Annotated in this window: 16 protein-coding genes and 1 other RNA gene; 15 read left to right on the top strand and 2 right to left on the bottom strand. The window is 31.7% G+C overall.

Annotated elements, in window-relative coordinates:
• Positions 1-32: 32 nt before the first annotated feature.
• The 5 genes from ACTTA4_RS04510 to ACTTA4_RS04490 are packed head-to-tail and all read left to right on the top strand — an operon-like array spanning position 33 to position 6,641.
• The gene (locus ACTTA4_RS04510) at positions 33-836 is read left to right on the top strand and encodes a S49 family peptidase (protein WP_440633707.1); all 804 of its coding nucleotides are present in this window, start codon (positions 33-35) and stop codon (positions 834-836) included.
• Positions 802-1,698: a glycine--tRNA ligase subunit alpha gene (locus tag ACTTA4_RS04505; RefSeq protein ID WP_440633706.1), complete on the top strand. Its 897-nt coding sequence runs from the start codon at positions 802-804 to the stop codon at positions 1,696-1,698. Before ACTTA4_RS04510 ends, ACTTA4_RS04505 begins: the two co-directional genes overlap by 35 nt.
• On the top strand, positions 1,698-3,764 hold the full coding sequence (glyS, locus tag ACTTA4_RS04500; RefSeq protein WP_440633705.1) for a glycine--tRNA ligase subunit beta: 2,067 nt from the start codon (positions 1,698-1,700) through the stop codon (positions 3,762-3,764). Before ACTTA4_RS04505 ends, glyS begins: the two co-directional genes overlap by 1 nt.
• Positions 3,764-6,424: a pyruvate, phosphate dikinase gene (gene ppdK, locus ACTTA4_RS04495; protein WP_440633704.1), complete on the top strand. Its 2,661-nt coding sequence runs from the start codon at positions 3,764-3,766 to the stop codon at positions 6,422-6,424. Before glyS ends, ppdK begins: the two co-directional genes overlap by 1 nt.
• Positions 6,425-6,434: 10 nt before the next feature.
• Positions 6,435-6,641 carry a DUF1737 domain-containing protein gene (locus ACTTA4_RS04490; protein ID WP_075506272.1) on the top strand — a complete coding sequence of 69 codons (207 nt, stop codon included), beginning with the start codon at positions 6,435-6,437 and terminating at the stop codon, positions 6,639-6,641.
• On the opposite strand, the gene ssrA is transcribed toward ACTTA4_RS04490, so the two are convergent.
• Positions 6,642-6,940, bottom strand: a transfer-messenger RNA (tmRNA) gene (gene ssrA, locus ACTTA4_RS04485).
• A 4-nt stretch (positions 6,941-6,944) separates the two neighbouring features.
• On the opposite strand from ssrA, the gene thyX reads away from it, so the two are divergent.
• Complete coding sequence (thyX, locus tag ACTTA4_RS04480; protein ID WP_440614017.1) at positions 6,945-7,892, top strand: FAD-dependent thymidylate synthase; 948 nt, start codon at positions 6,945-6,947, stop codon at positions 7,890-7,892.
• Here thyX and ACTTA4_RS04475 read toward each other — a convergent pair.
• A complete protein-coding gene (locus tag ACTTA4_RS04475) occupies positions 7,873-8,697 on the bottom strand; it encodes an Mrp/NBP35 family ATP-binding protein (RefSeq protein ID WP_440633703.1) in 825 nt (274 codons plus the stop codon). The genes thyX and ACTTA4_RS04475 overlap by 20 nt on opposite strands.
• A 51-nt stretch (positions 8,698-8,748) precedes the next feature.
• On the opposite strand from ACTTA4_RS04475, the gene hflK reads away from it, so the two are divergent.
• The 9 genes from hflK (at position 8,749) to ACTTA4_RS04430 (ending at position 18,312) form a co-directional block, all read left to right on the top strand.
• Complete coding sequence (gene hflK / locus ACTTA4_RS04470) at positions 8,749-9,855, top strand: FtsH protease activity modulator HflK (RefSeq protein WP_440633702.1); 1,107 nt, start codon at positions 8,749-8,751, stop codon at positions 9,853-9,855.
• Complete coding sequence (hflC, locus tag ACTTA4_RS04465) at positions 9,856-10,728, top strand: protease modulator HflC (protein ID WP_440633701.1); 873 nt, start codon at positions 9,856-9,858, stop codon at positions 10,726-10,728.
• A gap of 7 nt (positions 10,729-10,735) precedes the next feature.
• Complete coding sequence (locus ACTTA4_RS04460) at positions 10,736-10,921, top strand: DUF2065 domain-containing protein (protein ID WP_440633700.1); 186 nt, start codon at positions 10,736-10,738, stop codon at positions 10,919-10,921.
• Between the two features lies 1 nt (position 10,922).
• Positions 10,923-12,338 (top strand): Do family serine endopeptidase, encoded by a 1,416-nt coding sequence (locus tag ACTTA4_RS04455; RefSeq protein ID WP_440633699.1) that lies wholly within the window; start codon positions 10,923-10,925, stop codon positions 12,336-12,338.
• Positions 12,339-12,340: 2 nt separating this feature from the next.
• Positions 12,341-13,249, top strand: coding sequence for a tRNA (adenosine(37)-N6)-dimethylallyltransferase MiaA (gene miaA, locus ACTTA4_RS04450; protein WP_440633698.1), 909 nt, complete (start codon positions 12,341-12,343; stop codon positions 13,247-13,249).
• Positions 13,250-13,301: 52 nt separating this feature from the next.
• The gene (locus ACTTA4_RS04445; protein WP_440633697.1) at positions 13,302-15,068 is read left to right on the top strand and encodes an acetolactate synthase 3 large subunit; all 1,767 of its coding nucleotides are present in this window, start codon (positions 13,302-13,304) and stop codon (positions 15,066-15,068) included.
• Between the two features lie 5 nt (positions 15,069-15,073).
• Complete coding sequence (ilvN, locus tag ACTTA4_RS04440) at positions 15,074-15,622, top strand: acetolactate synthase small subunit (RefSeq protein ID WP_440633696.1); 549 nt, start codon at positions 15,074-15,076, stop codon at positions 15,620-15,622.
• Between the two features lie 17 nt (positions 15,623-15,639).
• A complete protein-coding gene (gene ilvC, locus ACTTA4_RS04435) occupies positions 15,640-16,662 on the top strand; it encodes a ketol-acid reductoisomerase (protein ID WP_440633695.1) in 1,023 nt (340 codons plus the stop codon).
• A gap of 81 nt (positions 16,663-16,743) precedes the next feature.
• A complete protein-coding gene (locus ACTTA4_RS04430) occupies positions 16,744-18,312 on the top strand; it encodes an ABC transporter substrate-binding protein (RefSeq protein WP_440633694.1) in 1,569 nt (522 codons plus the stop codon).
• The last annotated feature ends 27 nt before the right edge of the window (positions 18,313-18,339 follow it).

Here is an 18,339-nt window from a genome sequence, read left to right as displayed (position 1 = left end):
ATAATCAACTAAATATTCTGTAAGAAATAAATATGTTCTCCTTTTTAAAAAAGAAAAAAATTATTTCACATATTAAATTAAATGGCGTCATTGGTAATGCTGGCAAATTTAAGCAAGGTATTGATTTTGCAGGACAGGAAGAAATTATTAAAAAAGCTTTTTCACTAAAAAAGGCTGCTGCAGTAGCAATATCAATCAATTCTCCAGGAGGTTCACCTGTACAGTCACATTTAATTTATAGTTTTATTCGTCAGCAAGCTAAAAAAAGTAATAAGAAAGTTATTTTTTTTGCAGAAGATGTTGCTGCATCTGGGGGATATCTTATCTCATGTGCTGGAGATGAAATTTATGCAAATTCAAGTTCAATCATTGGGTCTATAGGGGTTATATATTCATCATTTGGTTTTACTGAATTAATTAAGAAAATCGGTGTTGAGAGAAGAGTTCACACAGCTGGAAAGAATAAGAGCACACTTGATCCTTTTATGGAAGAAAAGGAAGAAGATATTCAAAGACTTAAAAATATTCAATTAGATTTACACCAAGATTTCATAAATGTTGTTGAAAAAAGTCGTGGAGCAAAATTAAATAAAACAGAAGTAGAATTATTTTCTGGTGAATTTTGGTCAGGTTCAAGAGCTAAGAAATTAGGATTAATAGATGGCATAGGAGATGCACATGAAATCTTAAAAGAAAAGTTTGGTGAAGATGTTGTAATTAAAAAATTTGAAAAAACAAAAGGGTGGTTAAGTCAAAAACTTTCATCTTCAAATCATATTGACCAATTTGCAAATATTTTAGATGAAAGATCAATCTGGCAAAGATATGGTTTCTAAATCAAAAGAGAAAATTCTTACATTTCAAGATACAATTTTAAATCTTCAAAAGTTTTGGAGCAAAAAGGGATGTGTAGTTCTCCAACCTTATGACATGGAAGTAGGAGCAGGCACATTTCATCCAGCAACTACATTGAGGTCATTAGGAGCTAAACCTTGGAAGACAGCATATGTGCAGCCATCAAGAAGACCCACAGATGGAAGGTATGGAGATAATCCAAATAGACTTCAACATTATTATCAGTTTCAAGTTCTTATAAAACCCTCCCCTGAAAATATTAAAAAACTTTACCTCAATAGCTTATCATCTATAGGAATTGATCATTCAGATCATGATATTAGATTTGTAGAAGACGACTGGGAAAGTCCAACATTGGGTGCTGCTGGTCTTGGTTGGGAGGTATGGTGTGATGGCATGGAAATTACTCAATTTACTTATTTTCAACAGATGGCTGGATTTGAGTGCAAACCTGTTTCTGTAGAAATTACATATGGATTAGAAAGAATATGTATGTTTACTCAGCAACAAAAAAATGTCTACGATTTGTTATGGAATGATGATGGTGTTAAATATAAAGAAGTATTTCATCAAGCTGAGAGAGAATTTTCGGCATATAATTTTGAACATGCGAATGTAGAGTCACTTTTTAAAATGTTTGATATGCATGAGTCGGAAGCAAAGTCATTAGTTGAAAAAAAAATTTCATTACCAGCTTATGATCAATGCTTAAAAGCAAGTCACGTATTTAATATATTAGATGCACGTGGAGCAATTAGCGTTGCTCAAAGAGCAGGATATATTGCCAGAATAAGAGATATTACAAAATCAGCCGCTAGTATTTGGTTAGATAGTCAAAAATAATGTCTGAATTTTTCTTAGAATTGTTTAGTGAGGAAATACCTTCAAATTTACAAAAAAATTTAAGAGAAAATTTACTAAAAAGTTTTAATGAATTTTTTTTAGAAAAATCTATTAAATTTAAAAAAAGCTCGTCTTACTCAACACCCAATAGGTTATTAATTTTGTTTGATGGAGTTGAAAAGAAGATAGTTTTAAAATCTGAGGAAATAAAAGGTCCGAGCACAAAGTCTCCAGATGCTGCGTTGGAGGGATTTGCGAGATCATATGGTGTTTCAAAAAAAGAATTGTTTATAAAAAAAACAGATAAAGGTGAGTTCTATTTTTATAAAACTAGATCAAAAAAATTAGATACACATACATTATTAGAAGGAGCCATACCTCAAATATTGAATAAAATTCAGTGGAAAAAGTCAATGAAATGGTCAAATTATGAACTATTATGGGGTAGGCCATTAAAATCTATCTTATCCATCTTTGATAAAAAAAAACTAAATTTTAAATTTCATCATTTCATTTCATCTAATTTGACATTTGTAGATAAAGAATTTGAAGAAAAGAAAAAACTATTTTCAGACTTTAAATCTTATAAAAATTTTTTTAAAAAAATGGATATACTTATCGATCACACTGAGAGAAAAGATTTAATAGAAAAAAAATTCGATATTATTTTAAAAAAAAGAAATATAAATATTGACAACAATCCCAAGCTTCTTCAGGAAGTAGTCGATTTAACTGACCAACCAAACGTAGTTGTTTGTGAATTTGATAAAAAATTTTTAAATATACCTAAAGAGATTTTAATACTAACAATGCAACACCACCAAAAGTATTTTCCTACTTTTGATAAAAAAGGAAACATTACAAATCAATTTTTGGTAGTAGCAAATAATAAAGATAAAAAAGGATTAATTAAATTAGGAAATGAAAGAGTAGTTGAAGCAAGATTAAGTGATGCAGAATTTTTCTGGCAGAAAGATAAAGCTCAAAACATGGTCAAAAAAATTTCTGATTTAAAATTAATGAATTATTTCAAAGGTCTTGGAAATTATTTTGATAAAGCTCAAAGAATGAGAAAGCTTGGTGCTAATATTTCTGATGAGTTATTAATTAGCAAAGAAAAAGTAGAATTATCAGCATCTATAAGCAAAGTAGACTTGTTATCTGAATTGGTTGGTGAATTTCCAGAACTTCAAGGAATTATGGGAGGTTATTTTGCAAATGAGCAAGGTTTTGATAAAGAAATATCACTTGCTGTTAGTGAGCAATATTTACCCGTTGGATCTGGAACAAAAATTCCAAAAAAACCTTATAGCATTGCTTTATCCTTAGCTGACAAGATTGATACTTTAGTTGGATTTTTTGGTGTAAACCAAAAACCAACAAGTTCCAAGGATCCTTTTGCCTTAAGAAGATTAGCATTAGGGATTGTTAGAATTATGATTGAAAATAAAAAAGATTTTAAAATTAGAGATTTAATAAACTATTCTTCAAGCTTGTATCAGGATCAAGGATTTGAATTTCAGAATAAATCTTTACAAAAAGAATTACTAGATTTTCTATTAGAGAGATTGAAATATTATATGAAGGAGGAAAATATCCGAAACGATATAATACAAGCTTCAATAAGTTCTTATAATTTAGATCAATCTGTAATTATTTTTAATAAAGCAAAAAATTTAAATAAAGTAATAAATAAACAAAACGGAATAGATATTATTGCAAGTTATAAAAGAGCATCAAATATTCTAGAAAGTGAGTTAAAAAAAGATAAAATCGAATTATCTAATACAACCGACCCTGGTATTTTTAAAACTGAGCTTGAAAAAAATTTATTTAAAAAAATTAATGAATTGAGGAAATATTTTTCTAGTATTAATAATGATGAAAATTTTGTTCAAACATTGGACAATTTAGCAAGTATTAAAAGAGAGGTATTTGATTTTTTTGATAATGTAATTGTGAATGAGGATGATCTGGTAATTAAGAAAAATAGGCTAGAACTAATTCAAATGATGTGTAAAACATTTGACAATTATGTTAACTTTTCTTTAATCGAGTCTAACTAATGACTAAACTAATATTAAACTTTAATTCGAAACAATCTAAAAGTATTAAAAATCCAAAAAATTTTTTAGGTGGAAAAGGTGCTAACCTTTCTGAAATGGGCAGAATGGGTTTGCCAGTTCCTCCTGGTTTTACAATATCTACTAAAGTTTGTGAGATTTTTTATAAAGATAAGAAAAAATTGAATAAAAATTTAATTTCTCAAATTAAAAAAGAATTAAAAAATATAGAAAAAGATGTTTCTAAAAAATTTGGTGACTTAAAAAATCCTTTGTTATTATCGGTTAGATCGGGTGCTAGAGTATCTATGCCAGGAATGATGGATACAATTCTCAATTTAGGTTTAAATGATAAAACAGTAAACGCGTTAGCTTTGAAAACTTCCAATGGGCGATTTGCCAAAGATAGTTACAGACGATTTATTCAAATGTATGGAAACGTTGTGATGGGTGTAGAGGGCTATCATTTTGAAGAATTAATTGAAAATTATAAATTAACAAAAGGTGTTTTGTTAGACACTGACTTAGATGAAAATGATTGGGATGGTTTAATTGAAGATTTTAAAAGAACAGTAAAAGAAAAAACGAAAAAAGAATTTCCTCAAGATGTATTTCAACAATTATTTGGAGCAATTAGTGCTGTATTTTTATCATGGGAAAGCAATAGAGCAAAAGTCTATAGAAAATTAAACCAAATACCAGCAGAATGGGGAACAGCAGTCAACGTTCAATCAATGGTTTTTGGTAATATGGGTGATGATTGTGCTACTGGAGTTGTATTTACAAGAAATCCATCAGATGGATCAAACGAAATATATGGTGAGTACTTAATTAATGCACAAGGCGAGGACGTTGTTGCTGGCACAAGAACACCTCAATATATAACTAAGAAGGCAAGAAAAAATGCTAAAGTTGAAGAACCTTCAATGGAAGAGTCTTTGCCAAAAGTTTTCAAAGAATTAAAAAAAATTTTAAAAAAATTGGAAAAACATTACAAAGATATGCAAGATGTAGAATTTACGGTTGAGAATAATAAACTGTGGATGCTTCAAACTAGATCAGGAAAACGAACTGCAAAATCTGCGATAAAGATTGCAGTTGATATGGTTAAGGAAAAATTAATATCAAAAAAAGAAGCAGTATTAAGAATTGATCCAAATTCTTTAGATACACTTTTGCACCCTACACTTGATGAAAAGAGTATAATCAATGTAATAGCAAATGGTTTACCTGCTTCACCAGGTGCAGCGAGTGGGAAAGTGGTATTTACTTCAGAGGAAGCAGAAAGATTAACTTCGATAATGCAAGACACTATCTTAGTAAGAGTAGAAACGTCACCTGAAGATATACAAGGAATGCATGCTGCAAAAGGAATTTTGACGGCTAGAGGAGGAATGACGAGTCATGCTGCAGTAGTTGCAAGGGGCATGGGAAGACCATGCGTATCTGGTTCAAGTGAAATTGATATAAATTATGAGATGAAGACATTTAAAACATCTTCAATGGAAATTAAAGAAGGCGACGTCATTACTATAGATGGATCAACCGGTAGAATTATATCAGGAAGTGTGGCAACAGTTAAACCAGAGATATCTGGAGATTTTTCCAAGATAATGACTTGGGCAGATAGTTTTAGAAAATTAAATATTAGAACAAATTCTGAAACACCTAAGGATACTAAAACAGCAAAAGATTTTGGAGCTGAAGGAATTGGTCTTTGCAGAACAGAACACATGTTTTTTGATGAAGAAAGAATTTTATCCGTAAGGGAAATGATTTTATCAAAGACTAAAGAAGATAGATCAATTGCATTAAAAAAACTTTTACCTCATCAAAAAAAGGATTTTATAGAAATATTTAAAATTATGAGTGGATTGCCAGTTACAGTAAGATTGTTAGATCCACCTCTTCATGAGTTTTTGCCTCGAACAGATAAAGAGATTAATGAAGTTGCAAATATTGTTAATCTTCCAGTAAAAGAAGTAGAATCTAGAATTGATGAATTGCATGAACAAAATCCCATGTTGGGTCATAGGGGATGTAGACTTGGAATATCTTTTCCTGAAATATATGAAATGCAATGTAGAGCAATATTTGAAGCTCTAGCAGAGCTTAAAAAAGAAAAAATTAAATCTGCTTTTCCAGAAATTATGATCCCATTAGTATCTACTGAAGCAGAAATAAAAATTATGAAAGATTTAGTAATTAGAATTGCAAGTGAAGTTCAAAAAGAGCATAAATTAAAAATCGAGTTTATGGTAGGTACGATGATTGAGCTTCCTAGAGCAGCTATAAAAGCCAAAGATATTGCAAAACATGCTGAATTTTTTAGTTTTGGAACTAATGATTTAACTCAAACTACATTTGGAATAAGCAGAGATGATAGTGGAAAATTTTTAAATGATTATATAGATAATAAAATTTTTTCAATTGATCCGTTTATTTCGATAGATGATGGAGTTGGAGATTTAATCAAAATAGCTGTTGAAAAGGGAAAAAGTCAAAATAAAAATATTAAACTTGGAATTTGTGGAGAACACGGTGGTGATCCTAACAGTATTTTATTTTGCTCAAAAGCTGGATTAAATTACGTTTCTTGTTCTCCGTACAGAGTTCCTGTAGCAAGATTGGCTGCTGCACAAGCCGAATTAAAAGATAAATAGAGAGTATTTTATGAAGGGATATAGATTTATTACAGATGATGACACATCAAAATTTTGTCACCGTGTTACTGAAGCATTGTCAAATGGTTGGACTTTATATGGAGAGCCAAAAATGACATTTGATAAAAAGAGAGGTGTTATGCGTTGTGGACAAGCAGTGATAAAAAATTCACCTAAAAAAAAATACTCAAAAAAAATTAATTTATCATCAATTTAAAGTAGGGGGCGTTCTGTTGCCAGGTGCCCCGGACCCCGTGCTTAATTAACTAAGTTAATTATGCAGCAAGTGCGTAACTTTCGTTAGCAATTATAAATTAGCCCGTTACGGTGGAACAATCCCGAACGAAAGAATAGCCTTTAGTCACCCGTCGATTCTAGTTCACCCCCGTAAGTTGTAATGGTGGAGGTGGTGGGTACTGCCCCCACGTCCGCAATGGTTATTACGAAATTCGTTTATCGTCGTAGTTGGAAATCCAACATTAATAATATAAAAGTAATTACAACAGATTCAATAACAATCATGAAATTAACAAAAGAACAATCAGAAGAAATAAAAAACCAGCAATCCCAAAGCAATCAAACTAAAAGAGTTACCGCTCCAGAGCTTGAAAAAATACTCTATGAAGCGCTGCCAGCATTAGATCATGGATTTGTAAGAGTAGTTGATTATATGGGCGATGACACGTCTATAGTTCAGTCAGCAAGAGTATCTTATGGAAAAGGGACAAAGCAAGTTTCAACAGATAAAGGTTTAATAAAATACTTGATGAGACATTGGCACAGCACGCCATTTGAAATGTGTGAAATAAAATATCATATTAAGCTTCCAATATTTATTGCAAGGCAGTGGATCAGACATAGAACTGCCAACGTAAATGAATACTCCGCAAGATATTCAATTTTAGATAAAGAATTTTATTTACCAACTAAAGAAAATTTAGCAGCGCAATCAACTAGCAACCGACAAGGAAGAGGAGATGTCCTTGAAGGAAAACAAGCAGAAGAAGTTTTAGAACTTTTGAAAAGTGATGCAGAGAGAACTTATGACAATTATGAAACAATGCTTAATGAAAGATATGATGGTTCAACTATTGATGAAAACAAAAAGGGATTAGCAAGAGAGCTTGCAAGAATGAACCTAACATTGAATACTTATACCCAGTGGTATTGGAAAACTGATTTATTAAACTTAATGAATTTTTTAAGATTAAGAGCTGACAGTCATGCTCAGTATGAAATTAGAGTTTATGCAGATATAATGTTAGATACAGTTAAAAAATGGGTACCAATAACTTATGATGCATTTATGGATTATAGAGTAGGAGGAACAGAGGTTTCTGCTAAAGGAAAAGTTATAATTCAAAAACTTATTAAAGGTGAAAATGTAGATGTTGAAAGTTCAGGTCTATCTAAAAGAGAATGGAATGAATTAATGGCTGCTTTTGATCTTAAAGATAAGTTGATTTAATCTTTTTAGCAAAATCTAAATATATTTTTGAAATATCATGGTCTGGGTTTGACTCAACTATTGGTTTTCCTTGATCACCAGAATTTCCAACTTCAGGATTAATTGGTATTTCTCCTAAAAAGTCTTTTTGAAACTCTTCTGCTGTTTTTTTTACTCCACCTTCTCCAAATATCTTGTACTTCTTTCCATCATCTCCGACAAAAAAACTCATGTTATCAACTAAACCTAAAATTTTAACTCCAAGTTTATCAAACATTTTAATTCCTCTTTTTACGTCCAAAAGAGCAACTTCTTGTGGAGTTGATACAATGATTGCACCATCCATTTTAATTTCTTGCGAAAACGTTAATTGAGTGTCACCAGTTCCTGGAGGCATATCAACAATTATAAAATCTAAGTCTCTCCAATTAACTTTCTGAGTAAAAGTTTTAATTGCACTGGTTACCATTGGACCACGCCAAATCATCGGTGTTTGTTGATCCGCTAAAAATCCAATTGACATACATTGAATGTCATATTTTGTTATGGGATCTAATTTTTGACCGTCGCTTTTTGGTTTTTCATTAATATCAAACATTTTTGGAATGGAAGGGCCATAAATATCAGCATCTAACAATCCAACTTTGCATCCAACTTTTTTTAAAGCTAGGGCAAGATTCGTTGCAAATGTAGATTTACCCACACCTCCTTTTGCACTTGAGATTGCAATAGTAAACTTAGTTCCTAGAATTGGATTTTTTGTAAAAACTCTAGGCTCCACCTTCTTTTTCATTGCGTCACTTAGTTCTGTCTTTTTATCTGACATAAAACTATCCTTACTTGTTTTTTAGGATAAAGACACTATATACTTTGACATATGTCAGATGATTTCAGAGGCAAAGGAGGAAGTCCATGGGGAGCACCCCCAGGAGGTGGAAGTGGAAGAAATGGTTCAGGAAGAGGACCAACACCACCAAACGTAGATGAAATCATCAGAGAGTTTCAAGATAAAATTAAAAAGTTTTTACCTGGTGGAAAATCTTCAGGCGGAAAGTCTATAGGATTAATTTTATTAGTCTTAGCCTTTGTATGGCTTGCAAGTGGGCTTTATAGAGTATTACCTGATGAACAAGGGGTTGTTCTTAGATTTGGAAAATTTGTTAAAACTACTCAACCTGGATTGAACTATCATATTCCTTTTCCAGTAGAGACTGTTCAAACTCCAAAAGTAACTAAAGTAAATAGAATCGATATTGGATTTAGGTCTGAAAGAGATAGTGGTTTTTCTACAGGTGGAGGAGTTGCAGATGTTCCTCAAGAAAGTTTAATGCTTACTGGTGATGAAAACATTGTAAATATCGATTTTTCAGTATTTTGGGTTATCAAAGATGCTGGAAATTTTTTGTTTAAAATTCAGGACCCTGTAGGAACTGTTAAAGCAGCCGCAGAAACAGCAATGAGAGAAGTTATTGCTAAAAGTGATATTCAACCAATATTAACAGAAGGTAGATCAAGTATTGAGATTGAAACTCAAGAAATTATTCAAAGCATTTTAGATGATTATGAAAGTGGAGTACAAATTACTCAAGTACAAACGCAAAAAGCTGATCCACCTGATCAAGTAATTGATGCATTTAGAGATGTCCAAGCTGCAAGAGCAGATATGGAAAGATCTAAAAACGAAGCTGAAGCTTATGCAAACGATGTGATCCCAAGAGCAAGAGGGGAAGCACAGAAAATTTTACAAGCTGCAGAAGCTTATAAAAAAGAAGTTGTTGCTAAAGCTGAAGGTGAAGCTAGTAGATTTTTAGCAATTTACAATGAGTATGCTAAAGCAAAACAAGTTACACAAGAAAGAATGTTTTTAGAGACAATGGAAACGGTTTTAGCAGATATAAATAAAATTATCATAGATAAAGAGTCCGGTTCAGGTGTTGTGCCATATCTACCATTACCAGAGCTTAAAAAGAAAGAGACAAATTAAATGAAAGCTGGAAAAATAGTAGCTGGAATATTAGTTTTAATAGCTGTTGTAGCGTTCCTATCAGTAATTATAGTCAAAGAAGTTAATCAAGCGATAATTCTTCAATTTGGTGATCCAAAAAGAATTATAATGAAACCAGGTTTGAACTTTAAGATTCCATTTATTCAAAACGTTGTTTATTTAGATAAAAGGATTTTAAATTTAGATACCCCGCCAGAGGAAGTAATTGCATCTGACCAAAAAAGATTGATTGTTGATGCTTTTGCGAGATTTCAAATAGTTGATCCTTTGAAATTTTATATTTCTGTTGGAGACGAAAGGGTTGCAAGATCAAGATTATCTACAATTATAAACTCAAGAATTAGAAATGTTTTGGGTCAAGAAGAATTACAAACTTTGCTATCACAAGATAGATCAAAACAAATGTCTTTGATTAAAGATGGAGTTAATAACGAAGCGCAAAATTTTGGAATAAATATTGTAGATGTAAGAATAAAAAGAGCTGATCTTCCTACAGCAAACAGTGATGCAATTTATAGAAGAATGCAGACTGAGAGGGAAAGAGAAGCAAAGGAATTTAGAGCAAAAGGTGCTGAGATGGCAGTAACAATTACTTCGACTGCTGACAAAGAAGTAACCGTGATATTAGCAGATGCTCAAAAGCAATCAGAAATTATGAAAGGAGAAGGTGACGGAGAAAGAAACAAAATTTTCGCTGAAGCTTTTGGAAAAGATCCTGAATTTTTTGCTTTTTATAGATCTATGCAAGCTTATGGCAAGGCATTTAATGCAGGAGAAACATCAATGATCTTGTCTCCCGATAGTGAATTTTTCAAATTTTTTGGAAATATAAATCCTGATATTAAACAGTAGTTTTTAGATGAATGAGCTAGTCATAGCTTTTGGTCTTTTTTTATTTATAGAGGGAATTATATATGCCTTATTTCCAGCAAAAATGAAAACTATGCTTAAAAAACTTGAACTTGTCAAAGATAGTCAACTGAGATCAGGTGGACTTATTTTTGCAGTTATAGGTTTTATAATTATTTATTTAATTAAAAGTTAATATGAAAAAATTAAAACTTATATTTTTAACAATTGTATTTTCTTTAAGTATTTCAATACAATCAAATTCTAAACCTGTTCCAGCATCATTTGCAGATCTTGCAGAAAAGTTGATGCCTTCTGTTGTAAATATTTCCACATCAACAACTGTAGTAACTAATAGCAATCCTTTGCCTTTTCAATTTCCTCCAGGTTCTCCATTTGAAGATATGTTCAAAGAATTTGGAACTCCTCAAGAAAGAAAATCAGCAGCTTTAGGCTCTGGATTTATCATAGATGAAAATGGAATTGTGGTAACAAATAATCACGTAATTCAAGATGCTGATGATATAATAGTTAGAGTAAATGGAGACCAAGAATATAAAGCAAAGGTTCTTGGTGCCGATCCTTTGATGGATATTGCTGTGCTACAATTAGAAACAGATGAGAAATTCAAACCTGTTGGTTTTGGAGATTCTGACAAAGCAAGAATTGGTGATTGGGTTTTGGCGATTGGAAATCCATTTGGTCTTGGTGGAACAGTAACCGCTGGTATTATTTCAGCGAGAAACAGATCAATTGGATTATCAAGATATGAGGATTTTATTCAAACAGATGCATCAATCAATTCAGGAAATTCAGGTGGACCTTTATTTGATATGGAAGGAAATGTAATCGGAATTAATACTGCTATTTTAGGAAGAAATGGTTCTATCGGTATAGGATTTTCAATTCCATCAAATAGCGCTCAACAAGTTATTAAACAATTAATAGAGTTTGGAGAAACTAAAAGAGGTTGGTTAGGTGTAAGAATTCAAGATGTTACGAAAGAAATTGCTGATGCTGAAGAACTAGATAAACCAAGAGGTGCCTTAGTTGCTAGTGTTGCTGAAAATAGTCCTTCCGAAAAAGCTGGTATTCAGGCTGGAGATATAATTTTAGAGTTTAATGGGGTTGAGATTAAGCAAATGAAAGAGTTACCAGCAATTGTTGCCAGAACAGATGTTGGTAAAAATGTAGATGTAAAAATATGGAGAAATAAAAAAGAAATAACTAAAAAAGTTTTGTTAGGAAGATTGGAAACATCTGATGATTTCAAAGTAAGCGAAAATCCAAAAAAAGATGAAAATAATTTGGATGAAATTATTGAGAGTTTAAGAATATCAGTAAGACCTTTAACTAAAGAAGATATAAAAAACCGTAAATTACCAAATCAAACTACAGGATTAGTAATTACTAATATGGCCAATAATAGTCCTTTAGTAAATTCAATTGAGATAAATAGTATTATTATTGAAGCTCAGAAGAAAAAAATTAAATCAGCAGATGATTTAAGAGACATTACTCAAAAAGCAATAAACTCAAATCAAAAAACTATTTTAATTGCAATTTATAACAATCAAAATCAACGAAGATACATTGGCGTTAAATTAGATTAGTAATGGATTTAAAATCCAAGATAATTTTAATTTCAGGACCCACAGCATCTGGAAAATCAAGTTTTGCAATTAAACTTGCAAAAAAAATTAAAGGAGAGATTGTTAATGCAGATAGTATGCAAGTTTATAAGCAACTTAAAATTTTGTCTGCAAGACCTAGCCCAAAAAATTGTCAATCAATAAAACATCATCTATATGGTTTCCAAGATGCAAAGAAAAGTTTTTCAACTGGTGATTGGCTTAAAATTGTAAATAAGAAAATAATTGAAGTTAGAAATAGAAATAAAATTCCAATTCTTGTTGGAGGAACTGGACTTTATTTTAAAGCATTAACTGATGGTTTGGTTCAAATTCCAAATATTCCAGTAAGGTTTAGAAATCAAATTCGAAATTTAAATAAAAAAATTGGCCAAAATAAATTTTATAAGCAATTATTAAAACTAGATCCTCTATCAAAAAATAAAATTAATCCAACGGATACCCAAAGATCAATAAGAGCTTTTGAAGTTAAAAAGTTTACAAACAAATCTCTTCATGATTGGTTTAAAAACACTAAATCAAATTATTTAGAAGACGATTTTTTAAAAATTTATATCGATTACCCTCGTGAAGAGCTAGTTAAAAGAATTAATCAAAGAACTGGGAAAATGATTAGAATGGGCGCTGTGAATGAGGTTAAAAGATTTCTAAAACTAAAAATTAATGATCAGATGACTGCATGTAAAGCAATTGGGATAAATGAAATTCAGGAATATTTAGCTAAAGAAAAAAAAATTGATGAAATCAAAGAAAAAATATCAATAAAAACTAGACAATACGCCAAAAGACAAAGCACATGGGCCCGAGGACACATGAGTGATTGGCTTAAACTGAATCCATCTGAGATAAATAAATTTTTAAAAAAAATTTAAATTTTCTATACTTAACCTTGACCAATCAGCACAACTTCAGCTAGATTGCGAAATGCCAAAATTATTAACTGGAGCAGAAATCGTATTTAAGTGTCTTGAGGACCAAGACGTAAACCATATTTTTGGTTATCCCGGTGGCGCTGTACTGCCAATATATGATGAATTAAAAAATCATCCATCTATTAAACATATTCTTGTAAGACACGAACAAGGTGCAGGTCATGCAGCAGAAGGTTATGCGAGATCATCTGGTAAACCTGGTGTTGTACTGGTTACATCAGGCCCCGGTGCCACTAATGTAGTCACTGCTTTAACTGATGCATATATGGATTCAGTTCCAATGGTTTGTATTTCGGGTCAAGTTCCAACACACCTAATTGGTACGGATGCATTTCAAGAATGTGATACAACAGGAATAACAAGACCATGTACAAAGCATAACTGGTTGGTAAAAGATATTAATGATCTTTCAGATGTTATGCATGAAGCATTTAAAGTTGCAACAACTGGAAGACCTGGCCCAGTATTAATTGATATTCCAAAAGATATTCAATTTGCAAAAGCAAAATATAAAAAACCAAAAAAAGAAAAAAACCTTAATGGTAAATCTCATAATAAGTTTTCGGCTGATGAAATTGATCAATTAATTAATTTAATTAACAAGGCAAAGAAGCCAATAATTTATAGTGGCGGGGGTGTAATTAACTCAGGGCCAAAAGCAAGTGAAGCTCTTAGAAAATTTGTTGAACTAACAGGATTTCCAATTACATCAACTTTACAAGGTTTAGGTGCTTATCCTGGAGATGATAATCAGTTTTTAGGAATGCTAGGAATGCATGGAACATATGAAGCAAACAACGCAATGCATGACTGTGATTTGTTAATAAACATTGGTGCTAGATTTGATGACCGTATCACCGGAAAAATTGATGATTTCTCTCCAAATTCAAAAAAAGTTCATATTGATATTGATCCATCCTCAATTAATAAAATTATTAAAGTAGATCTTGCAATAGTAGGTGATGTTACAAAAGTAATTGATAAAGTTAACAAAACAATTGTTAAAAAGAAAAATGGAAATGGTAAATCAAATAAACCAAATATTGCAAAATGGTGGGAACAAATTCAAAAATGGAGAAACAAAAATTCTTTAAATTTCATAAATAGTGAAGATAGCATAAAACCTCAGCATGCTGTTCAAAGACTTTATGAATTAACAAAAAATAAAGATACTTATGTAACAACAGAAGTCGGTCAGCATCAAATGTGGGCCGCTCAACATTATAAATTTAACAAACCAAATAGATGGATGACTTCAGGCGGATTAGGAACTATGGGTTATGGATTGCCTGCAGCTGTTGGAGTTCAAGTAGCTCATCCAGAAAAATTAGTTATTGATATTGCTGGTGAAGCATCTGTTTTAATGACAATGCAAGAAATGTCTACAGCAGTTCAATACAACTTACCAATAAAGATTTTTATCTTGAATAATCAGTACATGGGAATGGTAAGACAATGGCAAGAGCTTCTTCATGAGAAGAACTATTCTGAGAGTTACTCAGAAGCACTACCAGATTTTATGAAAATGGCTGATGCTTATGGTTGTAAAGGAATTAAAGCTGATGATCCATTAGAGCTTGATGAAAAAATTCAGGAAATGGTTGACCATAATGGCCCTGTTATTTTTGATTGTCATGTTGATCCAAATGAAAACTGTTTTCCAATGATACCTTCAGGTAAACCTCATAATCAAATGATACTTGGACCAAACGATCAAGAAGAGAATAAAATAAAAGGAAAAGGCAAAGCCTTAGTTTAATCAAAATGCCAAAATCAAAGTCAGCTTACAGCACCCCATCTATAAAACAAAAATCAGATACCTATATCTTCGTAGTTTGGGTAGATAATGAGGCGGGTGTTCTTGCAAGAGTAGTTGGTCTGTTTTCTGGAAGAGGTTATAATATTGAGTCTTTGGCAGTAGCTGAAGTTGATGCTATCAAAAACATATCAAGAATAACAATTGTAACAACTGGAACACCACAGGTTATTGATCAGATCAGACTACAATTAACTAAATTAGTACCTGTACACAAAGTTGCTGAATTTAAAAGAGATGATAAAGATGTGATTTTTAAAGAGATGGCTCTATTTAAAATTGTAGGTAAAAAAAATAAAATTGAAAAATGTTTAAATGCTTGTAAAAAATTTAACCCAGTAGTATTGGATGAAACAAAATCATCTGCAGTTATTCAAATAACAGCACTTAGAAGAGAGATTGATAAAACGAGTAAAAAATTAAAATCCTTGGGACTTATAAGCACTTCAAGAACCGGGGCAGTAGCAATGACAAGAGGTGCAAAAATTTTTAACTAATTAATAGGAGATAAATTATGAAAATGTTTTATGAAAAAGATGCAGATGTAGATTTAATTAAAAATAAAAAAATTGCTATTTTTGGTTACGGAAGTCAAGGCCACGCTCATGCACTTAATCTAAAAGATAGCGGGGTAAAAGAGATCGTTGTTGCGTTAAGAGAAGGATCATCAAGTGTTGCTAAAGCTGAGTCAAAAGGTTTAAAAGTGATGAATTTATCTGATGCAGCTGCTTGGGCAGATGTTGTTATGATATTAACTCCAGACGAATTACAAGCTGAAATTTATAAAAACCATATAGAACAAAGAGTAAGAGAAGGAACAAGCATTGCTTTTGCTCACGGTTTAAATGTTCACTATGATTTAATTAAAGCAAGAAAAGATTTAGATGTATTTATGGTTGCTCCAAAAGGTCCTGGTCATTTAGTAAGAAGCGAATATGAAAAAGGTGGTGGAGTTCCATGTTTGTTTGCAGTCCATCAAGATGGATCTGGTAAAGCTAGAGATTTAGCTCTTTCTTATGCATCAGCAGTAGGTGGTGGAAGATCAGGGATAATTGAAACTACTTTCAAAGATGAAGTTGAAACAGATTTATTTGGTGAACAAACTGTTTTATGTGGAGGTTTAGTTGAATTAATTAAAAATGGATATGAAACTTTAGTTGAAGCTGGGTATGAACCAGAGATGGCATATTTTGAAACCGTTCATGAAGTAAAATTAATTGTTGATTTGATATATGAAGGTGGAATTGCAAATATGAATTATTCAATTTCAAATACTGCTGAATATGGAGAATATCAATCAGGACCAAGAGTAGTTAATAAAGAAGAAACTAAAAAAAGAATGAAAGAAGTTTTGGCAGAAATTCAATCTGGAAAATTTACTAAAGAGTGGATGGATGAGTGTAAAAATGGCCAAAAGAATTTTCTTGCAACTAGAGCTAAATTAGCTGAGCATCCAGTAGAGAAAGTTGGTGCAGAACTTAGAGCTATGATGCCTTGGATTAGTAAGAAAAAATTGGTTGATAGCGATAAAAGTTAATTTTATTTAGCAATTTATATCTGTAATAATCTTTTTTTTTCACTTATAATTTTTTTATAAATTTTAAAAAAAGAGGTAAAAATGAAGATTAAAAAGTTAGTTAAAGCACTATTGTCTTTGGTACTTGTATTTGGATTTTCTTCTGCATACGCACAAACGATTAAGTGGTCTATGCAAGGTGATAGTCTTACACTAGATCCACACGCTCAAAATGAAGGTCCTACAACACAAGTTTCTAGACAAGTTTACGAAGCACTTGTTCAAAGAGGTCTTGATATGAAAATTGGACCTGCGCTGGCAACAAAGTGGAAAGCAACTGATCCAAACACTTGGGTCTTTACTTTAAGAGAGGATGCAAAATTTTCAGATGGTTCAGGAATGACATCTGCTGATGTTGTATTTAGTATATTAAGAGCAAAACAAAGAACTTCTGATTTTAAAGAATATATTAGTACAGTTTCAAATGTTGAGGCTATTGGTGACTATGCTGTTAAAATAACAACAAGCAAACCAAATCCTATTCTTTTAAATCAATTATCAAATATTTTTATAATGTCTAAAGCTTGGTCAGAGAAAAATTTTGCTACATCTCCTCAAAATTGGGATGCTGGACAAGAAACATTTTCAGCGACAAATGCTTTAGGAACTGGTCCTTTTAAAATAACTAAGAGAGAGCCAAATACTAGAACAGTATTTAAAAGAAATAGTCATTGGTGGGGTGAAATGAAAGATAAAGGTTTGACTACCATTGAACTACTTCCAATTAAAAATGCTGCAACTAGAGTAGCAGCTCTTTTATCTGGTGAAATTGATATTGTGACTGACGCTCCCGTTCAAGATCTAAAAAGAATTGGAAGATCGTCAGCACACAAAGTTGAAAGTACTGCTCAAATGAGAACTATCTTTTTAGGTATGGATCAAGCTGCTGATAAATTAAGAACAGGTAACACTGGTGATAATCCTTTTAAGAAAAAAGAGGTTAGACAAGCACTTTATCAGGCAATTGATATTGAAGCCATCAAGAAAAAAGTAATGAGAGGTTTAAGTGAACCTGCAGGAATAATAACTTTTCCTGGAGTAAACGGTTATACAGCTGAACTCGACAAAAGATTACCATACGATCCAGAAGCTTCTAAAAAATTATTATCTGAAGCTGGGTATCCTAATGGTTTTGAAGTTGAGTTAAGATGTCCTAACGACAGGTATGTAAATGATGAAGCTATCTGTACAGCAGTTGTTGGAATGTTAGGTAAAGTAGGTGTTAAAGTTAACTTATTTGCTCAAACTAAAAGCAAGCATTTCAAAGAGCTTAAAGATAATCAGGGTGATTTTTATATGCTTGGATGGGGAGTTCCAACTTTAGATAGTCATTATGTTTTCCATTACTTATATGAAACAGGCGCTAGTTGGAATAGAGTTAATTTCAGTAATGCTGAAGTAGATGCAGCTATTAGAGTTATGGAAGGTGAAGTTGACTTAGAGAAAAGAAATGCAGCAATTGCTAAAGCTTGGAAAATTGTGAAAGATGATATTTCTTATCTTCCTTTACATCACCAAGTAATTTCTTGGGCATCCAAAAGTAATGTTAGTGTTCCAATAAGACCAAATAATGAACCATTATTTAGAACTGCAGTATTTGGTGATAAATAAATAAAAATTATTACAAGTCCTCTAATT

Source organism: Candidatus Pelagibacter sp. HIMB1485, from assembly GCF_052048055.1.
GTDB lineage: Bacteria > Pseudomonadota > Alphaproteobacteria > Pelagibacterales > Pelagibacteraceae > Pelagibacter.
The sequence above is the reverse complement of the archived record's forward strand: the minus strand, read 5'-3'. Positions and strand labels throughout refer to the sequence as shown.